Origin of the sequence: Bradyrhizobium sp. NAS80.1, from assembly GCF_001908205.1 — a bacterium.
Lineage (GTDB): Bacteria > Pseudomonadota > Alphaproteobacteria > Rhizobiales > Xanthobacteraceae > Bradyrhizobium.
On record NZ_LGHL01000040.1, the window covers coordinates 26,087 to 48,688 of the forward strand.

A 22,602-nucleotide genomic window follows, 5' to 3' on the forward strand; every position below is an offset into this window, starting at 1 on the left:
TAGGCAACGAGCGGCCAAACCTTCCCGGCCGACGACTTTTTACGCAACACCGCCACTTCCGCCTGGATCGCCATGATCGCAACGGCGTTACACTGGAGGGTATGACGCCCATACCCTGGATCGGTTCCCTCCCGGGAGCATGTAAGCTAGAGAATAGCGCGTCAGGACCGGCGCGGAAACCCCTCGCCCGCAGGCTTGGAGAGAAATAAGCATCATGAATCCCGTCAAAGAACTGGAAAAGCACGGACAAGCCGTCTGGCTGGACTTCCTCGCCCGTGGCTTCATCGCCAAGGGTGACCTGAAGCGGCTGATCGACACCGATGGCGTCAAGGGCGTCACCTCCAATCCGTCGATCTTCGAGAAGGCGATCGGCAGTTCCGACGAATACGACGCCCCGATCGGCAAGGCGCTGAAGCGCGGCGACCGGACCGTGGCCGACCTGTTCGAGGCCGTCGCAATCGAGGACATTCAGAACGCCGCCGACGTGCTCCGCCCGGTCTATGACCGCCTCAAGGGAGGCGACGGCTATGTCAGTCTCGAAGTCTCGCCCTATCTCGCGATGGATACCGCCGGCACGGTCGCCGAGGCGCGGCGGCTCTGGAAGGACGTCAATCGCAAGAACCTGATGGTGAAGGTCCCGGCGACGCCGGAGGGCCTGCCGGCGATCGAGCAGCTCACCGGCGACGGCATCAGCATCAACATCACGCTGTTGTTCTCCAAGGCCGTCTATCTCGAGGTCGCCGAGGCCTATCTCGCGGGCCTGGAGAAATACGTCGCAGGCGGCGGCGACCCCTCGCACGTGGCCAGCGTGGCGAGCTTCTTCGTCAGCCGCATCGACACGATGGTCGACAAGCAGCTCGACGAGAAGATCGCCCGCGCCAACGACCCCAGCGAGAAGGAACGGCTTGCCGCACTCAAGGGCAAGGTCGCGATCGCCAACGCCAAGCTCGCCTACCAGGACTACAAGCGCCTGTTCTCGGGTGCGCGCTGGGAGAAGCTCGCCGCCAAGGGCGCCAAGCCGCAGCGCATGCTGTGGGCGTCCACCGGCACCAAGAACAAGGACTACAGCGACGTCCTCTATGTCGAGGAGCTGATCGGCCCGGACACCATCAACACCGTGCCTCCGGCAACGCTGGATGCGTTCCGCGACCACGGCAAGCTGCGCGACAGCCTGGAAGAGAATATCGACGACGCCGCCCGCGTGCTGGAGGAGCTGGAGCGCTCCGGCGTCTCGCTCGAGGCGATCACCGAAGAGCTCGTCAAGGACGGCGTCAAGCAGTTCGCCGACGCCGCCGACAAGCTCTACGGCGCGGTCGCCCACAAGCGCGCGACCGTGCTCGGACCCGCGCTCGACCGCCAGCAGCTCTCGCTTGGCGACGGCCTCGGCAAGGCCGTGGCCAAGAGCACCGAGGAATGGCGCGCATCCGCAAAGATTCGCCGGCTGTGGCAGCGTGACAAATCGGTCTGGACCGGCACGGACGAGGACAAATGGCTCGGCTGGCTCGACAGCGCGGCGAAGGCCGACGTCGCCGACTATGAGGACTATGCGAGCCGCGTGAAGGGCCAGAAATTCTCCGACGCCGTCGTGCTCGGCATGGGCGGATCGAGCCTCGGACCCGAGGTGCTGGCCGAGACGTTCGCGCGGAAATCCGGGTTCCCGAAGCTGCACGTGCTGGATTCCACCGATCCGTCACAGGTGCGGGCGATGGAAGCGAAGATCGACATCGCCAACACCGTGTTCATCGTATCCAGCAAGTCCGGCGGCACCACCGAGCCGAACGCGATGAAGGATTATTTCCATGAACGCGTCGCGCAGGCGGTCGGGCCGAAGGTCAAGACCGGCCATCGCTTCATCGCGGTCACCGATCCCGGTTCCTCGCTGGACAAGGCGGCCAAGAGCCTCAACTACGCCCGCGTCTTCCATGGCGAGCCGTCGATCGGCGGACGCTACTCGGTGCTCTCGCCGTTCGGCCTGGTTCCGGCGGCAACCGCGGGCATCGACGTCAAGACCTTCATCAAGCACGCGCTTGCGATGGCCCACTCCTGCGGTCCGGACGTGCCGCCAAATGAGAACCCCGGCGTCCAGCTCGGCCTTGCCATGGGTCTTGCCGGCCTCGAAGGCCGCGACAAGGTGACGATCCTGTCCTCGAACAAGATCGCCGATTTCGGCGCCTGGGCCGAGCAGCTCATCGCAGAATCGACCGGCAAGGAGGGCAAGGGCCTGATCCCGATCGCCGGCGAGCCGCTTGGCGACCCCTCCGTTTACGGCAACGACCGCTTCTTCATCGACATCCGCACCGAAGGCGAGGTGGACGCCGCACATGACGGAAAGCTTGCCGCGATCGAAGCGGCTGGCCATCCCGTGGTGCGCATCGTCATGAAATCGATCGACCATCTCGGCCAGGAGTTCTTCCGTTTCGAGATGGCCACGGCGGTGGCAGGCAGCATCCTCGGCATCAACCCGTTCGACCAGCCGGACGTGGAAGCGGCCAAGATCAAGACCCGTGAGCTCACCGCGTCGTTCGAGAAGACCGGCGCCCTGCCGGCGGAGCGGCCGGTAATCAGCACGGATCAAGCCGATCTCTATACCGACGAGGCCAACGCCACGGCGCTGCGCGCCGCCGGCGCCAACGGCGACCTCACCTCATGGCTGAAGGCGCATCTCTCGCGCTCCAACCATGGCGACTATGTCGCCCTGCTCGGCTACATCGCGCGCGACAAGGCGACGATCGACGCCCTCCAGACGATGCGGCTCGAAGTGCGCGAGAGGCGGCATGTTGCGACCTGCGCCGAGTTCGGCCCGCGCTTCCTGCACTCGACCGGGCAGGCCTACAAGGGCGGACCGGACAGCGGCCTGTTCCTCCAGATCACCGCCGACGATGCCAAGGACCTGGCCGTGCCGGGCCAGAAGGCAACCTTCGGCGTGATCAAGGCTGCGCAGGCGCGCGGCGATTTCGACGTGCTCACCGAGCGTGGGCGGCGCGCGCTGCGGGTCCATCTGAAGGGCGGGCTCAAGAAGGGTCTAGCGGCGCTCAACGCCGCGCTCACGGACGCGCTGAACTAAGGGAATATCTCAAATGCAACTCGGCATGATCGGCCTCGGCCGGATGGGCGGCAACATCGTTCGCCGCCTGATGCGCCACGGCCATTCGACCGTGGTCTACGACAAGGACGCCAAGGCCGTCGCGGGCCTCGCCGCAGACGGCGCACAGGGCGCGGCGACGCTGGAAGAGTTCGTCGCAAAACTGGAGCGGCCGCGCACCGCGTGGGTGATGCTGCCTGCGGGGCGCATCACCGAGACGACGATCGACACGATCGCGGGCGTGATGCAAGCCGGCGACGTCATCATCGACGGCGGCAACACCTTCTGGCAGGACGACGTCCGCCGCGGCAAGGCGCTCAAAGAGCGCGGCATCCACTATGTCGACGTCGGCACATCCGGCGGCGTCTGGGGTCTCGACCGCGGCTATTGCATGATGATCGGCGGTGAGAAGCAGGTGGTCGACCGGCTCGATCCGATCTTCGCCGCGCTCGCGCCCGGCGCCGGCGACATCCCGCGCACAGAGGGACGAGAGGGGCGCGATCCCCGCATCGAGCAGGGCTACATCCATGCCGGCCCGGTCGGCGCCGGACACTTCGTCAAGATGATCCACAACGGCATCGAATACGGCCTGATGCAGGCCTATGCCGAAGGCTTCGACATCCTCAAGAACGCCAACATCGAGGCGCTGCCGGCGGACCATCGCTACGATTTCGATCTCGCCGACATCGCCGAAGTGTGGCGGCGCGGCAGCGTGATCCCGTCCTGGCTGCTCGACCTCACCTCGACCGCGCTCGCCGACAGCCCGGCGCTGTCGGAATATTCCGGCTTCGTCGAGGATTCCGGCGAAGGACGCTGGACCGTGAACGCGGCAATCGACGAGGCAGTCCCGGCCGAGGTGCTGACTGCGGCGCTCTACACACGTTTCCGTTCCCGCAAGGAACACACCTTCGCCGAAAAGATTCTTTCCGCGATGCGCGCGGGTTTTGGCGGCCACAAGGAGCCGAAGCAGCCGGGCGCGGCAAAGCCCAAGTAAAAGCCCAAGTGAGAGCCAACCAAGCGAAGGCCAACTGTTCGTGACCAAAGACCCGCAGCCGCAGCGCAAGCCGGAAAATTGCGCCTTCGTCATCTTCGGCGTTACCGGCGACCTCACTCACCGCCTCGTGATCCCGTCGCTCTACAATCTCGCCGCCGAAAACCTGTTGCCCGAAAAGTTCTGCGTCGTCGGCGCGGCCCGCAAGAGACTGTCGGATGACGAGCTGCGCGACAGCCTGATGAAGGGCCTGCGCGAGTTCGCAACGCGCCCCGTGGACGACGTCGTCGCCCGGCAGCTGCTGCAATGCGTTACCTTCGTCGAGGCCGACGCGAAGGATCCGCCGTCATTCGACCGCTTGCGCGAGCATCTTGATAAGCTGGAATGCTCGCGAGGCACCGGCGGCAACCGCTTGTTCTACCTCGCGACCCCGCCGGCGGCATTCGCACCGACCGCGCGCGAGCTCGGCCGCACAGGACTGATGAAGGAGAACGGTGCCTGGCGGCGGCTGGTAATCGAAAAGCCGTTCGGCACCGACCTCGCCTCGGCGCGCGCGCTGAATACCGAACTTCTCAATTTCATGGAAGAGCACCAGATCTACCGGATCGATCACTATCTCGGCAAGGAGACGGTGCAGAACATCATGGTGCTGCGCTTTGCCAACGGCATGTTCGAGCCGATCTGGAATCGCAACCACATCGACCACATCCAGATCACGGTCGAGGAGAAGCTCGGCGTCGGCCATCGCGGCGGCTTCTACGACGCCACGGGCGCACTGCGCGACATGGTGCCGAACCATCTGTTCCAGTTGATGTCACTGGTTGCGATGGGGCCGCCGACCCGTTTCGATGCGCATTCGGTCCGCTCGGAAAAGGCCGAGGTGCTCTCTGCGATCCAGAAGCCCAGCGAAGACGAAGCGCTGAGGAGCTCCGTCCGCGCACAATACCTTGCCGGCCGCATCGGCGACGACGAGATCCCGGACTATCGCAAGACCAAGGACGTCAAGCCCGGCAGCACCACCGAGACCTATGTCGCGCTGAAGCTGATGATCGACAATTGGCGCTGGGCCGGCGTGCCCTTCTATTTGCGCACCGGCAAGGCGCTGGCGCACAAGCGCACCGAGGTCGCGATCAAGTTCAAGCAGGCGCCGCTGGCGATGTTCTCAGGCACGGCGGTCGATCGCCTGTCGCAGAACTTCCTAACCATCGGCATTGCGCCGACCGAGACCATCGAGCTTCAGTTCAACGCCAAGATTCCCGGCCCGAGCGTCACCATCGACGGCGTCGAGATGAAATTCCGCTACGGCGACTACTTCCGGGCCGATCCCAGCACCGGCTACGAGACGCTGATCTATGACTGCATGATCGGCGACAACATCCTGTTCCAGCGCGCCGACGGCATCGAGGCCGGATGGCGAGCGGTGCAGCCGTTCCTCGACGCCTGGAAAAATGCGGGCAGCAACGGCATCGAGACCTATCCGGCCGGCAGCGAGGGCCCCGCCTGCGCCGACGAACTGCTAAGGCGCGACGGGCGAAGCTGGCGGAAGTTTTCGTGATGAGCGCGGCCGACCCGCCGAAGCTGATGGTCGCGGCCGATGCCGAAGCCCTTGCCCACACTGCTGCCGAGCGAATGATGGCGCGGATCGCCGCCAATCCCAGCCAAATCAGGATCTGCCTGACCGGCGGCTCCAGCCCGAAGAGGCTCTATCAATTACTCGGAAGCGATGCCTGGCGCAGCAAGATCCCGTGGGACCGCGTGCACTGGTTCATCGGCGACGAGCGCTTCGTGCCTGACAGCGATCCGCTCAACAACATGGCGGTCGCGCGCGCGACCTTTCTCGATCACAACGCGCCGTCCGGTCATATCCACCCGATCCCGACCACGACTGACAATCCCGACCGCAGCGCCGATGTCTATGCGCGCGAACTGCAGGGCTTCTACGGCGCTGAACGCCTCGATCCGGCGCGGCCGCTGTTCGACATGGTTTTGATGGGTGCGGGCCCGGACGGCCACACCGCCTCGCTCTTCCCGGGCTACCCCGCGATTGAGGAGACCAAGCGCTGGGTCGTCGGGGTTCCGAAGGCCAATGTGGCTCCCTTCGTGCCGCGAGTCTCGCTCACGCTGCCCGCGCTGGCGTCCTGCCATGAAATGCTGTTCGAGATTGCCGGGCACGACAAGCAGGCGATCTTGACGCGCCTCCTCAATGGCGAGAATCTGCCCGCGTTGCGCGCGCGCTCGAATGGTGAGACCGTCTGGTTGGTCGACCGGGCCGCGCTTCCGGAGGGAATTCGTGGCGGGCGTTGAAGCACCTTGTGCGTTGATCGTGATGGGCGTGTCGGGTTCGGGCAAGAGCACAGTTGCGGAGGCGCTCGGTGAGCGACTCGGCTGGCGCTTCGAGGACGGTGACAGCTTTCACCCTGCCAGCAACGTCGAGAAGATGCGGGCGGGCCACCCGCTCACCGACGAGGACCGCTGGCCCTGGCTCAACGCCATCGCGGACGAGATTGCGCGGGTCTGCGGACGCGGCGAGCACGTCATCATCGCCTGTTCAGCGCTGAAGCACACCTATCGTGACGTGCTGCTGCGTGGGCGCGACGACGTCCGCTTCGTCTTCCTGAGGGGCACGAAGGAGCTGATCGCCGCCCGTCTCGCGCAACGCAAGGGCCATTTCATGCCGCCGGAGTTGCTGACAAGCCAGTTCAACACGCTGGAGCCGCCGGAAGCGAGCGAGCATGTGATCACCGTCTCGATCGACGAATCCGTCGAGGCGATCGTGGACGGCGTCGTGCGGCAATTGAGATTGGTCGCCGACAAACGCAAGGCCATCGAACCTGAGGTCGCCAAACCCAAGGTCCTGCCATGACGCCAATCTCACTCGTGGTCTCCGACGTCGACGGCACGCTGCTGACCAAGGACAAGACGCTGACCGACCGTGCGAAGTCCGCGGTGCATCGGCTGCACAAGGCGGGCATCGGTTTCACCATCACCTCGAGCCGCCCCGCGATCGGCATGCGCTTCCTGATCGAGCCGCTGGCGCTCTGGCTGCCGGTGGGCCCCTTCAACGGCTCCTCGATCGTCGATCCCGAGATGAAGCCGATCGAGCAGCACCTGATCCCCGCAAGCGCGGCTGAACGGTCCTTGCAAATTCTCCGCGAGTTCGGCGTCGACATCTGGCTCTTTACCTATGACAAATGGCTGATCGACAACCCAGGCGGCAAGTATGTCCCGCACGAGCAGCACACGATCCGCTCCGACCCGACCATCGTGACGGACTTCTCGCCGTACCTGGCGAGCGCCTGCAAGATCGTCGGCGCGAGCGCCGATGCCGCCGGGCTCGAGCGCTGCGAGAAGGTGATGCAGGAGGCGCTCGGCAGCCAGGCAACGGCGGTGCGCTCGCAGACCTATTATCTCGACATCACCCCGCCGGGCTTCAACAAGGGCACCTTCGTCGAGGCGATGGCCAGGCGCTTGGGCATTTCCACCAACACGATCGCCACCATCGGCGACATGCAGAACGACCTCGCAATGTTCCGCGTCAGCGGCGTCTCGATCGCCATGGGCAACGCCACCGACGACGTCAGGGACCAGGCCACCCATGTCACCGCGACCAATGAGCAGGACGGTTTTGCGGAAGCGATGGAGATGATCCTGAAGCGCAATGAGGTTAGCTAGGCCGCTATTGCGACCGCTGCACGGCCGGCTTCTCGCTCTCCTGCCTTGCCGCCGACAGATTATGCGCGGTGTTGATCAGCGCGATGTGGGTCAGCGCCTGCGGAAAATTGCCGGTCTGGCGCCGGGCATCTGAATCATATTCCTCGGCGAGCAGCCCGACGTCGTTGGCGATGCCGACCACGCGATCGAGCAACATCTGTGCCTTGCCGAGATCGCCCGACAAGACATGAGCATCGGCCAGCCACAGGGTGCAGGCCAGGAACGCGCCCTCGATCGGCTGCTTCTCTTCGGAGACTTCACGCGGATCGTGGCGCAGCACGAAGCCGTCGCGCATTATGTGTTTCTCGACGGCAGCGATGGTGCCACGGACGCGCGGGTCCGATGCCGGCAGGAAGCCGACCGCCGGCAGCAGCAGCACGCTGGCGTCGAGCAGTTTTGAACCATAGGACTCGACGAAGGCATTCTCCTGCGCGTCAAAGCCCTTGTTGCAGACGTCGCGATGAATCGCCTCGCGCAAGGTGCGCCAATGCAGCAGCGGCGCCTTGAAGCCAAAGGTCTCGGCACTCTTGATGCCGCGGTCGAAGGCGACCCAGGTCATCACCTTGGAAAAGACGTAGTGCCTGGGTTGCCCGCGCCGCTCCCAGATGCCGTGGTCGGGATGATCCCAGACCTCGGCGAGGTGATTGAGCACGGCGCATTCCAGCGCCCAGGACTCCTCGTCGAGCTTGAGCTTGGCCATGCGTGACTGGTGGAATGCGTCGATCAACTCGCCATAGACGTCGAGCTGGAGCTGCGCATGCGCGGCGTTGCCGACGCGCACGGGCTGGGCGCCCTCATAGCCGTCGAGCCAGCCCGCCTCCCATTCCAGCAACCGCCGCTGCCCCCAGATGCCGTACATGATCTGCATGTTCGAGGGCGAGCCGGCGGCCGCGCGCAATAGCCAATTGTGCCAGGCCAAGGCTTCATCGGTGTAGCCGGCATTCATCAGCGCCAGCAGCGTGAAGGTGGCGTCGCGCAGCCAGCAGAAGCGGTAGTCCCAGTTCCTGCTGCCGCCGAGCTTTTCCGGCAGGGATGTGGTGGGCGCCGCGACAATGCCGCCGGTCGGGTCGAAGGTCAACGCCTTCAGCGTGATCAGCGAGCGCACGATCCGATCGTGATAGTCGCCGTCGCGAATGCACCGACCGCACCACTCCTGCCAGAACTCCTCGGTCTGCTGGAGCGCGATCTCCGGGTCGATCGGCTTGGGCGGATCGAGATGCGAGGGGCCATAGGTCAGCACGAACGGCACGGCCTCACCGGCCTTCACCTCGAAGTCGGCAACCGTGGTCATATCCTCGCCGCGGGTCTCGACTGGCGTCCGCAGCACCGTCATGTCCTGGCCGCAGATCGCCAGCAGGGAATGGTCGATCCGCCGGACCCAGGGAATATCGGCGCCGAAGCCGAAGCGAATGATGAGCTGCATCCGCATCTTCACTGTGCCGCTGACGCCGCGAACCATCCGCACGATGTCGGAGGCCTTGCCGCGCGGCGGCATGAAGTCGGTCAGGGCGACTGTGCCGCCCTTCGTCTCAAAGCGTGTTTCGAGGATGAGGGTGTTGCCGAGATAGCGGCGCGAGGTCGTGGTGACGTCCTCGCTTGGTGCGATCAGCCAGCGGCCGTTCTTGTGCGTGCCGAGGATTGCGGCAAAGCAGGCGTCGGAATCGAAGGCCGGCCAGCACAGCCAGTCGATCGAGCCGTTACGCCCGACGAGCGCCGCCGTCTCGCAGTCGCCGATCAGCGCATAGTCCTCGATCTTCTGCGACAATGTTTGCGAGCCTTGGAACTAGCCCTTGGAAATAGTCCCTGGAAATCCCCGGCTAGTCAACTCCCGCCGGTCAGTGAACGTTCCCGCGTCGCGGCCTTCAAAGCCGCGAGATCGATCTTCGAGGCGATCTTGTCGAGCGCAACAGGCAACCGCCGGCGCCAGTTCGGATGCTCGTCGATCGTGCCGGGAATGTTGGGCTGGTCGATCACGCCGAGCAGATCCTCCAGCGACACCGCGAGCAGCCGCGAGGGCGTGCGCGACAGGAAGGCGAGCACCGAATAGAGATCGTTGGCGTTGATGCCGTTCTGGCGCAGGATCTCGTCAAGCATGCCGAGCGCATCCCAGCGCGCCTGGTCGTTCTCGCCGGGGTCAAGTCCGAGCGACCGCTTCATCTTGAGGTCGCTGAAGGAGCGCCAACCCGCGTAGGTGCACAGATCATGCGTGTTCAGCGTCACCAGCGCGTTCGGCCGGTAGTAGTCGACATTGCGGAAGTGACCGGCGTGGTCGCGTTCGAACATCATGACGAGGTAGGACCAGATGCCGAAATCCTGCATGGTCTCGCGAAAGCCTTCCGGCACGGTCCCGAGATCCTCGCCGATCACGATACATTTATGCGCCGCGCTCTCACGCACCACGGCGCCAAGCATCGCCTCGAACGGCATCTGCACATAGGCGCCGTTGTCCGGCTTGAAGCCGCGCGGCACCAGATAAAGCCGCTTCAGCCCAAGCACGTGATCGAGCCGGATCGCGCCGGCATGGCGCATCGAGGCGGCCAGCATATCGGCAAACGGCACGAAGGACTTCGCTTCCAGGCCGCCGGCGTTGAAGCCGGCCAGGCCCCAGTCCTGGCCTACGGTATTGAGCACATCGGGCGGCGCGCCGACGGCGAGGTGGCGCGAGATCGCCATCTGCTCGTTCCAGGCATCGAAGCCGTTGGACTGCACGCCGACGGCGACGTCGAGATATAGCCCGACCCGCATGCCGAGCTGGCCGGCAAGCTCCCTGGCAGCATGCAGTTGCAGATCAGCCGTCCATTGCACGAACTCGACGAACTCGACCTCGCGCTTGTCCGGACCGTTGCGCAACTCGGCGCATTTTGCATCAATCGGCTGCTGCCATTCCACCGGCCATTCCCACCACGGCGCCATGAAGCGATGGCGCAGCACCTCGAAGCAGGCAAAACGGGACAACAGCGGAGCGCGAGCGGTGCGGAATGCGTCGAACTCCCTGCGGCGTGCATCGCTCGCCTTTGTCACGAAAGCGTCAAAGACAGCCCGCAAGCCGCGCCATTTCAGCGCCGCCATGTCGGCATAAGGCACGCGATCGCCTTCGCGCAGGCGCGCGGCGATCGCGGCCGCGTCAGGCACGAGGTCCGCCGAATATTCCGGAATCGCCTCGACGTCGATATAGAGCGGATTGAGGAACAGCCGGCTGTTCGGCGAATACGGGCTACAATCGGCCGGATGATTGTCGAACAGCACGTGCAGCGGGTTGAGCCCGACGCCGTCAGCCCCTAGCTGCTTTGCGAGCCGGACAAGGTCGGCCAAGTCGGTGAAATCGCCGATGCCCCAATTGCGGTTCGAGCGGATGCTGTAGAGCTGCACGGCAAGCAGCCAGCCGCGGTCGAAATCGCCGCCGAAGGCTCGTTCGGGCGCCACGATCATCGGCACCTCTTCCGTCACCCCGTCGGCATCGGTCAGCGTCAACCGGTGGTAACCGAGCGGCAGGCCGTCGGGCCAGGCAATAACGGGCTCGCGCGTCTCGCCTTGGGCGATCACATTAGCGTTGCCGTTGATTTTCCATTTGAGCGGCGGCGCGCCGGTGGCCACCAATTCCGTCCGCGGATGTCCCAACGCGCGAACCACGACGGGACCACTGACGAAGCGGTAGACCCGCTTTTCCGGCAGGGCGTCCAGGATGGATTTGAGGGCTACGGGATCGGTGACCCGCAGCTTTCCGAGGGCGTCGATGAATTCGGACTGAACGCCCTTGATCTGGGCTTGAACTAAAAGATCCATTCGGCACGCAGCTTGCTGGCCACCCTTTTGCCGGGGGCATCGATTTTAATGAGGCAGCGAAAGACGTTAGTCGGCAACTCGCAGACGCACCTGCTGTTCCCGCAGGGAACCAATGACACACAAGCGGCTTTCTATATAGGTACCAAGCGTAGGTTCCCGATAAGGGAAACGGGCCCCTGCTTTCTTGTCAATGGCATCACCGTGAACAAGACAATTCAAACTGTCGAGAGTGCCGCAGGCGGCGGTGCCTTCCTTATTGAGGCCTTCCTTATTGAGGACGTCTATCCGTTGATCGATAGTGGCCGCTTCGCTGTAAAGCGGATCGCGGGTGAGCGTGTCGAGGTCTGGGCCGACATCTATCGCGACGGCGACGCCGTTGCCAGCGCTGCGCTGATCTGGCGCGAGGAGCAGAACCGGGAATGGCAGAACGAGCCTATGATCCATCACGGCAATGACCGCTGGTCAGGCTCGTTCACACCCGCTGAGCCCGGTCAGTATATCTATGCGATCGAAGCCTGGACCGACGAATTCGCCACCTGGTCCCACGGGGTCGCGCAGCGACACCATGTGACGGCACTCGAAAATCTCCTCACCGGCGAACAGTCCCGCATCGAATGGGGCGGGATCAGGTTGTATATTGATCCCGACCGCGATCCGGCGCTCTTGTTCCGCTGCCTGGCGTAAGGGGCCACGCCATGAATGTTCTGTCTTCCGTCGACACCAAGAAAGTTGAGGCTGCCGAGATCGTGGACGAGCTCTGGTACAAGGACGCCATCATCTACCAGCTGCACGTCAAGGCTTTTGCCGACAGCAACAATGACGGCATCGGCGACTTCGCTGGCCTGACCGAGAAGCTGCCCTATCTCCAGGAGCTCGGCGTCACCGCGCTGTGGCTGCTGCCGTTCTATCCCTCGCCCGGCCGCGACGACGGCTACGACATCGCCGATTATGGCTCGGTCAACCCCGATTTCGGGACGATGAAGGACTTCAAGCGCTTCATCCAGGAAGCGCAGAAGCGCGGCCTGCGCGTCATCACCGAGCTCGTCGTCAACCACACTTCCGACCAGCACAAATGGTTCAAGCGCGCACGCCGCAGTCATCCGGGCTCGAGCGCGCGAAACTGGTATGTCTGGAGCGACACCGACCAGAAATACCAGGGCACGCGCATCATCTTCACCGACACGGAGAAGTCGAACTGGACCTGGGATCGCGAGGCCGGCGCCTTCTACTGGCACCGCTTCTTCTCGCACCAGCCTGACCTCAATTTCGACAATCCGCGCGTGGTCAGCGCCCTGATCCAGGTGATGAAGCGCTGGTTAGACGCCGGTGTCGACGGCTTCCGTCTGGACGCCATTCCCTATCTCTGCGAGCGCGAGGGCACCTCGAACGAGAATCTCCCGGAGACGCATGCGATCATCAAGCGCCTGCGCCAGGAGCTGGATTCCTATTCCAAGGGCAAGCTGCTGCTCGCCGAGGCCAATCAATGGCCGGAGGACGTGCAGGAATATTTCGGCCGTGGCGACGAATGCCACATGGCCTACCACTTCCCGCTGATGCCGCGCATCTACATGGCGATCGCGCAGGAGGATCGTTTCCCGATCACCGACATCCTGCGCCAGACCCCGGACATTCCGGCGAGCTGTCAATGGGCACTGTTCCTGCGCAATCATGACGAACTGACGCTGGAGATGGTCACCGACGTCGAGCGCGACTATCTCTGGACCACCTACGCCAACGACCCGCGCGCCCGCATCAATGTCGGCATCCGCAGGCGCCTTGCGCCACTGATGGACAACGACCGGCGCAAGATCGAGCTGATGAATTCGCTGCTGCTGTCGTTCCCCGGCACGCCGATCATCTATTACGGCGACGAGATTGGCATGGGCGACAACATCTATCTCGGCGACCGCAACGGCGTGCGCACGCCGATGCAGTGGAGCCCGGACCGCAACGGTGGCTTCTCGCGCTGCGACCCGGCCCGCCTCTACGCGCCGCTGATCATGGATCCCGTCTACGGCTACGAGTCTGTGAACGTGGAGGCGCAGTCGCGCAGCCTGTCCTCGCTGCTCAGCGCCACCAAGCGGCTGATCTCGGTGCGCAAGTCGACGCTCGCCTTCGGCCGCGGCACCATGACCTTCATCCGCCCGGCCAACCGCTCCGTGCTCGCCTACGTCAGGCAGTATCGCGACGAGGTGATCCTCTGCGTCGCCAATCTATCGCGCGCCGCGCAGGCGACCGAGCTCGACCTGTCGCCGTGGAAGGACCGCATCCCGCAGGAGATGCTCGGCCGCACCCGCTTCCCGGCGGTCGGCGAGCTGCCCTACATGATCACGCTGGGGCCCTACGGCTTCTACTGGTTCCACCTGCTGGAGCGCGACAAGTCCGAGCCGGTGACGCCGCGCGCGGTGCCGGAGTTCGAAACGCTGGTGGTGCCGGTCAATTCGACCTGGGTGTCGCTCGCGCGCGAGCGTGGCGTGTTCGAGCATGACGTGCTGCCGGACTTCCTATCGCGCACGCGCTGGTTTCCCGAGCACAACCCCAAGCACATCAACCCCACGCTGACCTCGGCGGTGCCGTTCTGCGACATCGGCGACAACCGACCCTGGATCGCGTTCTTCGAAGCGACACAACACGACGTCACCACGCGCTATGTGCTGCCGATGCAGATCGAGTGGTTGCGCTTCGACCGCGACCGCTTCAACCCGAAAGCGCTCGCCGCCGTTCGCCAGGGCGCGCGCGAAGGCACGCTGCTCGATGTCGCGACCGGACAGATCTTCATCGGCCTGTTCCTGCGCAATCTGTCGCAGAACCTGGTGGTGGAGGAGAACAATCTGCGGCTGGAGTTCAAGGCGACCAGCCTGTTCGCCGATTACACCATCAAGGAGCCCGAGCGCATTCGCGCCATCGAGCAGTCCAACAGCACGGCGTTGGTCGACAACCAGTATGTCGCCAAGATCTATCGCCAGCTCGAAAGCGGCATGAACCCCGAGATCGAGATCGGCCACTATCTCACCGAGGTCGCACGCTTTGCCAATGCGCCGGCGCTGCTCGGCAGCGTCGAGCTGGTCGAAGGTGAGCAGCGCAGCGCTATCGGAGTGCTGCACGCCTTTGTCGCGAACCAGGGCGACGGCTGGGGCGTGACCACGGGCTATCTCGACCGCTATATCGACGAGCAGCGAGTGCTGCAGCCGGGCGAAATGCCCCGAGAGACTCAGGAACAGGCGCCTTATCTGCACTTCATGGCGCAGATCGGCCGGCGGCTCGCCGAGCTGCATGTCGCCCTGGCTGCGGCAAAGCCCGACGATCTCGCCCCGGAGCCGACCGGCTCCGCACACATCAGGCGCTGGATGGCCGACCTCAAGGCGCGTGCCGAGAGGGTCTTCGAGCGGTTGGCCGACAGCCGCGACGGCCTGCGGGAAGCGGACCGGCCGCTGATCGACGAACTCGCAGCAGTGCGTGCGACCCTGCCCGACCGGCTGAATGCACTATTGCCACCCGACATCGGCGGGTTGAACATCCGTCATCATGGCGACTTCCGGCTCGGGCAAACTCTGATCGTGAAGGACGACATCTTCATCATCGACTTCGACGGCGATCCGCGTCTGCCGCTGGCCGACAAGCGGCGCAAGGCACCGGCCGCGCGCGACGTCGCCGGCCTGATCCGCTCGATCGACCTGTCGGTGACCGCGGCGCTCCATCGCGCGCTCGCGGGCGCCTCCGACGAGCAGGCCCGGCTCACGGCCGCACTCGACGAATGGCGCGAACGCGCCACCGCGACATTCATGTCCGCCTACCGCGACGCCATGACCGACCGGCGGCTCTGGCCGAACGATCCGCGATCTGCGCAAGGCCTGTTAAGGTTTTTCCTGCTTGATCACGCGTTCGACGAGGTAGAGTACGAGCTGTCGCACCGGCCCGAGGGGCTCCAAGCGCCGCTGACCGGACTGCTTCGCATTCTGTCCAGTACCGAGAGCGAAGCCCATGCCTAAACTGCCCGCCGAGGCCTACGCGATCATCGAGGGCCGGCACTCCGATCCCTTCCACTATCTCGGGCTGCATCCCGAAGGTGGCAAGAGCGTGGTGCGCGCCTTCCTGCCCGAGGCCTCGAATGTCGAGGCGGTCGGTGAGCATGGCGAGGTGGCGAAGCTCGATCGCGTCCACGACGCAGGCCTGTTCATCGGCACCCTGCCGAACGGCTCGAAGCACTATCAGCTGCGTGCCAGGTTCGGCGATAACGTCGTCGAGTTCGAAGACGCCTACCGCTTTCCGCCGATCCTGACTGATTTCGACCTCTATCTGCTCGGCGAGGGCACCCATCAGCGCCTCTATGACAAGCTAGGCGCGCATCCGATGCGGCTGGAAGGCATCGACGGCATCGGCTTCGTGGTACTGGCGCCGAATGCGCGGCGCGTGTCCGTGGTCGGCGATTTCAACTTCTGGGACGCGCGGCGTCATCCCATGCGGGTACGCGGCAGTGGCTATTGGGAATTGTTCATCCCGCACGCCAAGCAAGGGGATCACTACAAGTTCGACATCGTCGGGCCGAACGGCCACCAGCTGCCGCTGAAGTCCGATCCGCTGGCGTTTGCGACCGAGCTGCGGCCGAAGACGGCCTCGATCGTGTTCGACGAGGCGCATCTGCCGCGTCCGCGCCCGGCGCCTGACGGGATCAACGCGCTGTCGGCGCCGATGTCGATCTATGAGGTCCATCTCGGCTCGTGGCGGCGCAAGAACGGCAATGAATGGCTGACCTATCGCGAGCTCGCCGAGCAGCTGCCGGCCTATGCCCGCGACATGGGCTTTACCCATCTCGAATTCCTCCCCGTGAGCGAGCACCCGTTCGACGGCTCCTGGGGCTATCAGCCGACCGCCCTCTATGCGCCAACCAGCCGTTTCGGGACGCCGGAGGAGTTTGCCGCGCTGGTCGATGCCTGCCACCGCGAGGGCATCGGCGTGCTGCTCGACTGGGTGCCCGGTCACTTCCCGGACGATCCGCACGGGCTCGGTCATTTCGACGGCACCTCGCTCTACGAGCACGCCAATCCGCTCCAGGGCCGTCACCTCGACTGGGGCACGCTGATCTATAATTACGGCCGCACCGAAGTAACGAACTTCCTGGTGTCGAACGCACTGTTCTGGCTGGAGCGATACGCGATCGACGGGCTGCGCGTCGATGCGGTCGCCTCCATGCTGTATCTCGACTACAGCCGCCCGCCCGGTGCCTGGATTCCGAACCAGTATGGCGGCCGGGAGAACATCGAGGCGATCGCGTTCCTGCGCCGCTTCAACACCGAATTGTTCTCCCGCTTCCCGCAGGCGACCACTGCGGCCGAGGAATCCACCGCCTGGCCGCAGGTCTCACGTCCGGTCGAATTCGGCGGCCTCGGCTTCGGCTACAAGTGGAACATGGGCTGGATGCATGACACGCTGAACTACATCAGCAAGGATCCGATCCACCGCAAGCATCATCACGGCGAGATCCTGTTCGGCCTGCATTACGCCTTCTCGGAGAACTTCATCCTGCCGCTGTCGCATGACGAGGTCGTGCACGGCAAACGCTCGATCCTCGGCCGGATGCCCGGCGACGAATGGCAGCGCTTCGCGAACTTGCGTGCCTATTACAGCTTCATGTTCGGTCATCCCGGCAAGAAGCTCCTGTTCATGGGCGCGGAGATCGCGCAAAGCCGCGAGTGGAATCACGACCAGTCGCTCGACTGGCACCTGCTCGAATACAAATATCATTCCGGCATCCAGGCGCTGATCCGCGACCTCAACCGGCTTTATCGCGCGGTGCCGGCGCTGCACCAGATGGATTGCGATCAGGCCGGCTTCGAATGGGTGATCACTGACGACGCCAATCGCAACGTGTTCGCCTGGCTGCGCAAGGGGTTTGACGAGCACGCGCCGTGCCTGGTGATCGTCAACTTCTCACCCAATGTCTATCGCAACTACCGCGTTCGCGTGCCCTTTGCCGGCAGGTGGAAAGAGGTGTTCAATTCGGACTCCGCCCATTATGGCGGCACCAATGTCGGGAACATCGGCGAGGTCCACGCGGTTGACGGCAAGGCGCCCGAGCTCCGCCTCACCGTTCCGCCACTCGCCGCGATCTTCCTCGTTCCTGAAAGCTGACCCATGCGCCTCACCGCCGGATCGCCCGCACGCCTCGGCGCCAGCTGGGACGGACGCGGCACCAATTTTGCGCTGTTCTCCACCAATGCGCAGAAGGTCGAGCTTTGCCTGTTCGACGCGCAGGGCCGCCGCGAGCTGGAGCGCATCGAACTGCCCGAGCGCACCGAGGACGTCTGGCACTGCTATCTCAACGACGTCTCGCCGGGCCAGCTCTACGGCTACCGCGTGTATGGGCCGTATGCACCCGAGCACGGCCATCGTTTCAACGCCAACAAGCTGCTGCTCGATCCCTATGCCAAGCGGCTCGCCGGCCGGCTGGTCTGGAGTGATGCGCATTTCGCCTATCGTACCGGCTCACCGCGCGAGGACCTGTCCTTCGACCGGCGCGACAACGCTCGCGGTATGCCCAAGGCCGTCGTCGTCGACGAGACCTTCAACTGGGGCCGGCGCGAGATCCGGCCTCATATCGCATGGGAAGACACCATCATCTACGAGGCCCACGTCAAGGGCCTGACGCAGAAGCGCGACGACGTCCCGCCGGGCCTGCGCGGCACCTATGGCGGCCTGTCGTCGCCGGCGATGATCGAACACCTGAAGAAGCTCGGCGTCACCACGATCGAGCTGCTGCCGATCCACAGCTTCGTCGACGACCGCATATTGGTGGAGAAGAAGCTCGTCAATTACTGGGGCTACAATACGCTATCCTTTTTTGCGCCGGAGCCGCGCTACGCCCAGGACAATGCGCTCGACTCCTTCCGCACCACGGTTGCCCGCCTGCACGATGCCGGCATCGAGGTGATGCTCGACGTCGTCTACAACCACACCGCCGAGGGCAATCATCTCGGCCCGACGCTGTGCTACCGCGGTATCGACAACGCCTCCTACTACTGGCTGAACCGCGAGAACCCGCGCTACTATGACGACTTCACCGGATGCGGCTCGTCGGTGAACCTCACCCATCCGCGCGTGCTGCAGATGGTGATGGACTCACTGCGCTACTGGGTCGAAGTCTGCCATGTCGACGGCTTCCGCTTCGACCTCGCCACCACGCTGGCGCGCGGGCCGAACGGCTATGACCGCAGCAACTCATTCCTGACCGCGGTCCGGCAGGATCCGGTGCTGGCGACCGTCAAGCTCGTCGCCGAGCCGTGGGACCTCGGCCTCGGCGGCTACCAGGTCGGCGCATTTCCCTCGCAATGGTCGGAATGGAACGACCGCTATCGCAGCGCCATGCGTCGTTACTGGAGCGGCGAAGGCAGCTTGATCGGCGACATTTCCAGCCGCATGACGGCGTCCTCCGACCTGTTCAACCACGATGGCAGGCGGCCGCGCGCCGGCATCAACCACATCACGGTGCACGACGGTTTCACCCTCGCCGACCTCTTCAGCTACAACGAGAAGCACAACGAGGCCAATGGCGAGGACAATCGCGACGGCTCCAACGACAACCACAGCAACAATTGCGGTGTCGAGGGCCCGACCGACGACCCCGCGATCCTCAGACTGCGGCGGCAGCTCCGCAAGAACGTGCTGGCCTGCCTGATGCTGGCGCAGGGCACTCCCCTGATCCTCGCCGGCGACGAGGTCGGCAACTCGCAATCCGGCAACAACAACGCTTATTGCCAGGACAACGAGGTCGGCTGGGTCGGCTGGGGCAATCTTGGCCAGGAGGGCGACGACATGGTCGGCTTCGTCTCCCATCTCGCCGACATCCGCCGCCGGTTCTCGCAGCTTCGCAGCCATCGCTGGCTCGATGGTCGCCCCGCGGATGGCGTCTCCTACGGCGCGCTGTGGTTGACGCCCGCCGGCGACGAGATGACGGAGAGCGACTGGAAATTCCCGGAAGGGAGATTCCTCTCCTATGTGGTGGGGCCGGTGGAACCGCGTGAGGCCGCGATCTTTATCGTACTGAACGCCGCGCCCGAAGAGATCGCATTCAAATTGCCCAAAATGCCCGAATACAAGAGCTGGCAGCAGATCCTGAACACGACCGACGCCATGCTGAACAGTGTTGATTTCCTGCCCGGAAGCGACAGCAAGGCGCCGCCGCGCTCCGTGCTTGCCTTTACGGGGGCGCCATGAGGCCATCCTTCGGGGCGAAGCCGATCAAGGACGGCGTGTCGTTCCGTTTGTGGGCGCCCGCCGCGCGGCGCGTCGATCTCCTGCTCGACCGAAGGCACGCGATGCAGCGCCGGCAGGATGGCTGGTTCGTGGCCCAGATCGCCGGTCTGGCTGCCGGCAGTCCCTACAAGTTCAGGATCGACGACGAGATCGACGTGCCCGATCCGGCCTCGGCCTTCCAGCCCGAGGATGTGTTCGGCCCGAGCGAGGTGATCGATCATGACGCCTTCGCCTGGCGTGCGCGCGATTGGCGCGGCCGTCCCTGGGAAGAGACGGTGCTGATCGAAACTCACGTCGGCAGCTTCACGCGGGAGGGCACCTACCGCGCCATGATCGAGAAGCTCGATCATCTCGTCGCGACCGGAATCACCGCGGTCGAGCTGATGCCGCTTGCCGATTTCGCCGGCCGCCGCGGCTGGGGCTATGATGGCGTTCTGTGGTACGCGCCCGACAGCGCCTATGGCCGCCCCGAAGACCTGAAGATGCTGATCGACGAGGCGCATCTGCGCGGCCTGATGGTTTTCCTCGACGTCGTCTACAATCATTTCGGCCCCGAAGGGAATTATCTCGGCCGCTACGCGCCGACTTTCTTCACCGACGCGCAAACGCCCTGGGGCAGCGCGATCGATTATCGCGTGCCGCAGGTGCGGGCGTTCGCGGTCGAGAATGCGCTGTCCTGGCTGACCGACTACCGCTTCGACGGCCTGCGGCTTGACGCTGTCAACCACATCATGGCGATCCCCGGCGAACAGTCGATGTTGCAGGACCTCAGCGTCGCCGCCGGCGAGCTCGCCAAGGCCACCGGTCGCCACATCCATCTCGTGCTGGAGAACGGTGACAACCGCGCGAGCCTGCTCGATGCCGCGCAGGAGCCGCCGAACGGCAAATACCGCGGGCAGTGGAACGACGACTACCATCACGCCTGGCATGTGATGCTGACTGGCGAGCATGCCGGCTATTACGCGGACTACCAGACGCCGCGGCTCGATCTTGCGCGCGCGCTGGCCTCCGGCTTCGTCTATCAGGGCGAGATCTCGGAATTCTGGGGCAAGAAGCCGCGCGGCGAGCCAAGCGGCGAGCTGCCGCCGGCGACCTTCGTCAACTTCCTGCAAAACCACGACCAGATCGGCAACCGTCCGCTGGGCGACCGGCTCGAGAGCCTGGCATCGCCGCGGCAGATCGAAGCCGCGCTCGCAGTAACCTTGCTGGCGCCGATGGTGCCGATGCTGTTTCAGGGCGAGGAATGGGGCTCGACAGTGCCGTTCCCGTTCTTCTGCGACTTCCAGGGCGGGCTCGCGGACGCCGTGCGCAAGGGGCGCAAGCAGGAATATGCCTGGGCCTACGAAAAATTCGGCGACGACGTGCCCGACCCGCTCGATCCGGCGACATTGCAATCGGCCGTGCTCGACTGGGCCGGCCGGACGCCGGAGCAGGAAATACGGCTCGCGCTGGTGCGAGAGCTGCTCGCGCTCCGCCGCAGGGAGATCGTGCCACGGCTGAAGAAGGCGACCTTCGGCGATGCTGAGGCGGCCGACAACGGCCTGCTCACCGCGCATTGGCGCATGGGCGACGGCACGACGCTGCGCCTGACCGCCAATCTCTCGGACCACGAGAGCGAGTCCACAGTCAGCACGGGCACGCCGATCTGGGGCGGCGAGACCGGCGCCCGGCTTCCACCCTGGTCAGTGGTCTGGCGCCTCGGAGGTTAGCATGCCTCCTGACATCCCTGTTGCGACTTACCGGCTTCAGCTCACCGCGGATTTCGACTTCGACAAGGCTGCCGTGGTCGTGCCTTACCTCAAGTCGCTGGGAATCACGCATCTCTACGCCTCGCCGGTGATGAAGGCGCGCAAGGGCTCGGCGCATGGCTACGACACCGTCGATCACAGCCAGCTCAATCCCGAGCTCGGCGGCGAGGCGGGCTTTGCGCGGCTGACCGAAGCTCTGCTCGAGCACGACCTCGGGCTCATCATAGATTTCGTGCCGAACCATGTCGGCGTGCATTTTGCCGATAACCCGTGGTGGCTTGACGTTCTCGAATGGGGCCAGGCCTCGCCGCATGCGGTCTCCTTCGACATCGACTGGGATCAGTTGGCCTTCCGCGCGCGCGACGGCGTGCTGCTGCCGATCCTCGGCGCGTCCTATGGCGAGGCGCTCGAGCGTGGCGAGATCGAGCTGCGCTATGATGCCGAGGAAGGTAGTCTGTCCGCCTGGTATTTCGAGCACCGTCTTCCGATCGCGCCGGAGCGCTATGGCGAGATTCTGCGCATCATCGTCAAGGAAACGGACGCCGCCGAGACAGAGGCCGGCAAGCGCCTGCTTGCACTTGCCGCCCGCTACACCGGGCTGCGCCATCCCAACCGCAAGGAAGCCCCTAGCTTCAAGGCTGAGCTTAAGGAAATCGCAGGTGCCGCAGACGTCATCGGTCACGGTCTTGCCGCCTATCGCGCGGCCAAGGATCGTCCCGCGCAAACGCTGGCGCTGCATCATCTGCTTGAGCGCCAGCACTACAAGCTCGGCCATTGGCGGCTCGCCTCCAGCGACATCAACTATCGCCGCTTCTTCGACGTCAACGGGCTCGCCGGCCTGCGCGTCGAGGATCCCGGCACGTTTGCCGCGACGCATCGGCTGGTGAAGCAGCTCGTTGCCGACCGCAAATTGCAGGGTATCCGCCTCGATCACATCGACGGCTTGCGCGATCCCGCGCAGTATTGCCAGCGGCTGCGCCGGCTGGTGCGCGACGCGCAAGGAAAGACAAAGCCGTTCTATACGGTGATCGAAAAAA

Annotated in this window: 13 protein-coding genes and 1 pseudogene; 12 read left to right on the forward strand and 2 right to left on the reverse strand. The window is 64.5% G+C overall.

Going from position 1 to position 22,602, the window contains the following annotated elements; all coding sequences use genetic code 11:
* Positions 1 to 214 precede the first annotated feature (214 nt).
* Genes AC629_RS10030 through AC629_RS10055 form a run of 6 tightly spaced genes read left to right on the forward strand, consistent with a single transcriptional unit; the run spans position 215 to position 7,745 of the window.
* On the forward strand, positions 215 to 3,064 hold the full coding sequence (locus AC629_RS10030) for a bifunctional transaldolase/phosoglucose isomerase (protein ID WP_084804635.1): 2,850 nt from the start codon (positions 215 to 217) through the stop codon (positions 3,062 to 3,064).
* 13 nt (positions 3,065 to 3,077) lie between these two features.
* Positions 3,078 to 4,076, forward strand: a complete 999-nt coding sequence (gene gnd / locus AC629_RS10035) for a phosphogluconate dehydrogenase (NAD(+)-dependent, decarboxylating) (protein WP_084804636.1) — start codon at positions 3,078 to 3,080, stop codon at positions 4,074 to 4,076.
* 40 nt (positions 4,077 to 4,116) lie between these two features.
* Entirely contained in the window at positions 4,117 to 5,628 is a 1,512-nt protein-coding gene (zwf, locus tag AC629_RS10040; protein ID WP_084804637.1) for a glucose-6-phosphate dehydrogenase, read from the forward strand.
* Positions 5,628 to 6,377, forward strand: a complete 750-nt coding sequence (gene pgl / locus AC629_RS10045; protein WP_084804638.1) for a 6-phosphogluconolactonase — start codon at positions 5,628 to 5,630, stop codon at positions 6,375 to 6,377. Before zwf ends, pgl begins: the two co-directional genes overlap by 1 nt.
* Positions 6,364 to 6,936 carry a gluconokinase gene (locus tag AC629_RS10050; RefSeq protein ID WP_084804639.1) on the forward strand — a complete coding sequence of 191 codons (573 nt, stop codon included), beginning with the start codon at positions 6,364 to 6,366 and terminating at the stop codon, positions 6,934 to 6,936. Before pgl ends, AC629_RS10050 begins: the two co-directional genes overlap by 14 nt.
* Positions 6,933 to 7,745, forward strand: coding sequence for a Cof-type HAD-IIB family hydrolase (locus tag AC629_RS10055; RefSeq protein WP_084804640.1), 813 nt, complete (start codon positions 6,933 to 6,935; stop codon positions 7,743 to 7,745). The genes AC629_RS10050 and AC629_RS10055 overlap by 4 nt, the downstream gene beginning before the upstream one ends.
* Positions 7,746 to 7,749: 4 nt before the next feature.
* Here the strand turns inward: AC629_RS10055 and AC629_RS10060 are convergent, their stop codons facing one another.
* Positions 7,750 to 9,549 (reverse strand): glycoside hydrolase family 15 protein, encoded by a 1,800-nt coding sequence (locus AC629_RS10060; protein ID WP_084804641.1) that lies wholly within the window; start codon positions 9,547 to 9,549, stop codon positions 7,750 to 7,752.
* A 56-nt stretch (positions 9,550 to 9,605) separates the two neighbouring features.
* On the reverse strand, positions 9,606 to 11,567 hold the full coding sequence (gene malQ / locus AC629_RS10065) for a 4-alpha-glucanotransferase (protein ID WP_084804642.1): 1,962 nt from the start codon (positions 11,565 to 11,567) through the stop codon (positions 9,606 to 9,608).
* A gap of 201 nt (positions 11,568 to 11,768) precedes the next feature.
* On the opposite strand from malQ, the pseudogene AC629_RS10070 reads away from it, so the two are divergent.
* The 6 genes and pseudogenes from AC629_RS10070 to AC629_RS10095 all read left to right on the forward strand — a co-directional run.
* Positions 11,769 to 12,128: pseudogene (locus AC629_RS10070) on the forward strand (maltotransferase domain-containing protein); the annotation flags it as partial.
* Positions 12,129 to 12,262: 134 nt separating this feature from the next.
* Positions 12,263 to 15,556: a maltose alpha-D-glucosyltransferase gene (treS, locus tag AC629_RS10075; RefSeq protein WP_084804643.1), complete on the forward strand. Its 3,294-nt coding sequence runs from the start codon at positions 12,263 to 12,265 to the stop codon at positions 15,554 to 15,556.
* A complete protein-coding gene (gene glgB, locus AC629_RS10080) occupies positions 15,549 to 17,696 on the forward strand; it encodes a 1,4-alpha-glucan branching protein GlgB (RefSeq protein ID WP_084804644.1) in 2,148 nt (715 codons plus the stop codon). The genes treS and glgB overlap by 8 nt, the downstream gene beginning before the upstream one ends.
* Positions 17,697 to 17,699: 3 nt before the next feature.
* Positions 17,700 to 19,778 (forward strand): glycogen debranching protein GlgX, encoded by a 2,079-nt coding sequence (gene glgX / locus AC629_RS10085; RefSeq protein ID WP_084804645.1) that lies wholly within the window; start codon positions 17,700 to 17,702, stop codon positions 19,776 to 19,778.
* The gene (treZ, locus tag AC629_RS10090; RefSeq protein WP_084804646.1) at positions 19,775 to 21,526 is read left to right on the forward strand and encodes a malto-oligosyltrehalose trehalohydrolase; all 1,752 of its coding nucleotides are present in this window, start codon (positions 19,775 to 19,777) and stop codon (positions 21,524 to 21,526) included. The genes glgX and treZ overlap by 4 nt, the downstream gene beginning before the upstream one ends.
* Position 21,527: 1 nt before the next feature.
* Positions 21,528 to 22,602 (forward strand): alpha-amylase family glycosyl hydrolase (locus AC629_RS10095; protein ID WP_245331784.1); only part of this gene is annotated, 1,075 nt, incomplete at its 3' end.

What these genes read in the sequence shown, in the direction of transcription:
- AC629_RS10030 (WP_084804635.1), top strand. Translation starts at nt 215, where the DNA reads ATGAATCCCGTCAAAGAACTGGAAAAGCACGGACAAGCCGTCTGGCTG.
- gnd (WP_084804636.1), top strand. Translation starts at nt 3,078, where the DNA reads ATGCAACTCGGCATGATCGGCCTCGGCCGGATGGGCGGCAACATCGTT.
- pgl (WP_084804638.1), top strand. Translation starts at nt 5,628, where the DNA reads ATGAGCGCGGCCGACCCGCCGAAGCTGATGGTCGCGGCCGATGCCGAA.
- AC629_RS10055 (WP_084804640.1), top strand. Translation starts at nt 6,933, where the DNA reads ATGACGCCAATCTCACTCGTGGTCTCCGACGTCGACGGCACGCTGCTG.
- malQ (WP_084804642.1), bottom strand. Translation starts at nt 11,567, where the DNA reads ATGGATCTTTTAGTTCAAGCCCAGATCAAGGGCGTTCAGTCCGAATTC.
- treS (WP_084804643.1), top strand. Translation starts at nt 12,263, where the DNA reads ATGAATGTTCTGTCTTCCGTCGACACCAAGAAAGTTGAGGCTGCCGAG.
- glgB (WP_084804644.1), top strand. Translation starts at nt 15,549, where the DNA reads ATGCCTAAACTGCCCGCCGAGGCCTACGCGATCATCGAGGGCCGGCAC.
- glgX (WP_084804645.1), top strand. Translation starts at nt 17,700, where the DNA reads ATGCGCCTCACCGCCGGATCGCCCGCACGCCTCGGCGCCAGCTGGGAC.
- treZ (WP_084804646.1), top strand. Translation starts at nt 19,775, where the DNA reads ATGAGGCCATCCTTCGGGGCGAAGCCGATCAAGGACGGCGTGTCGTTC.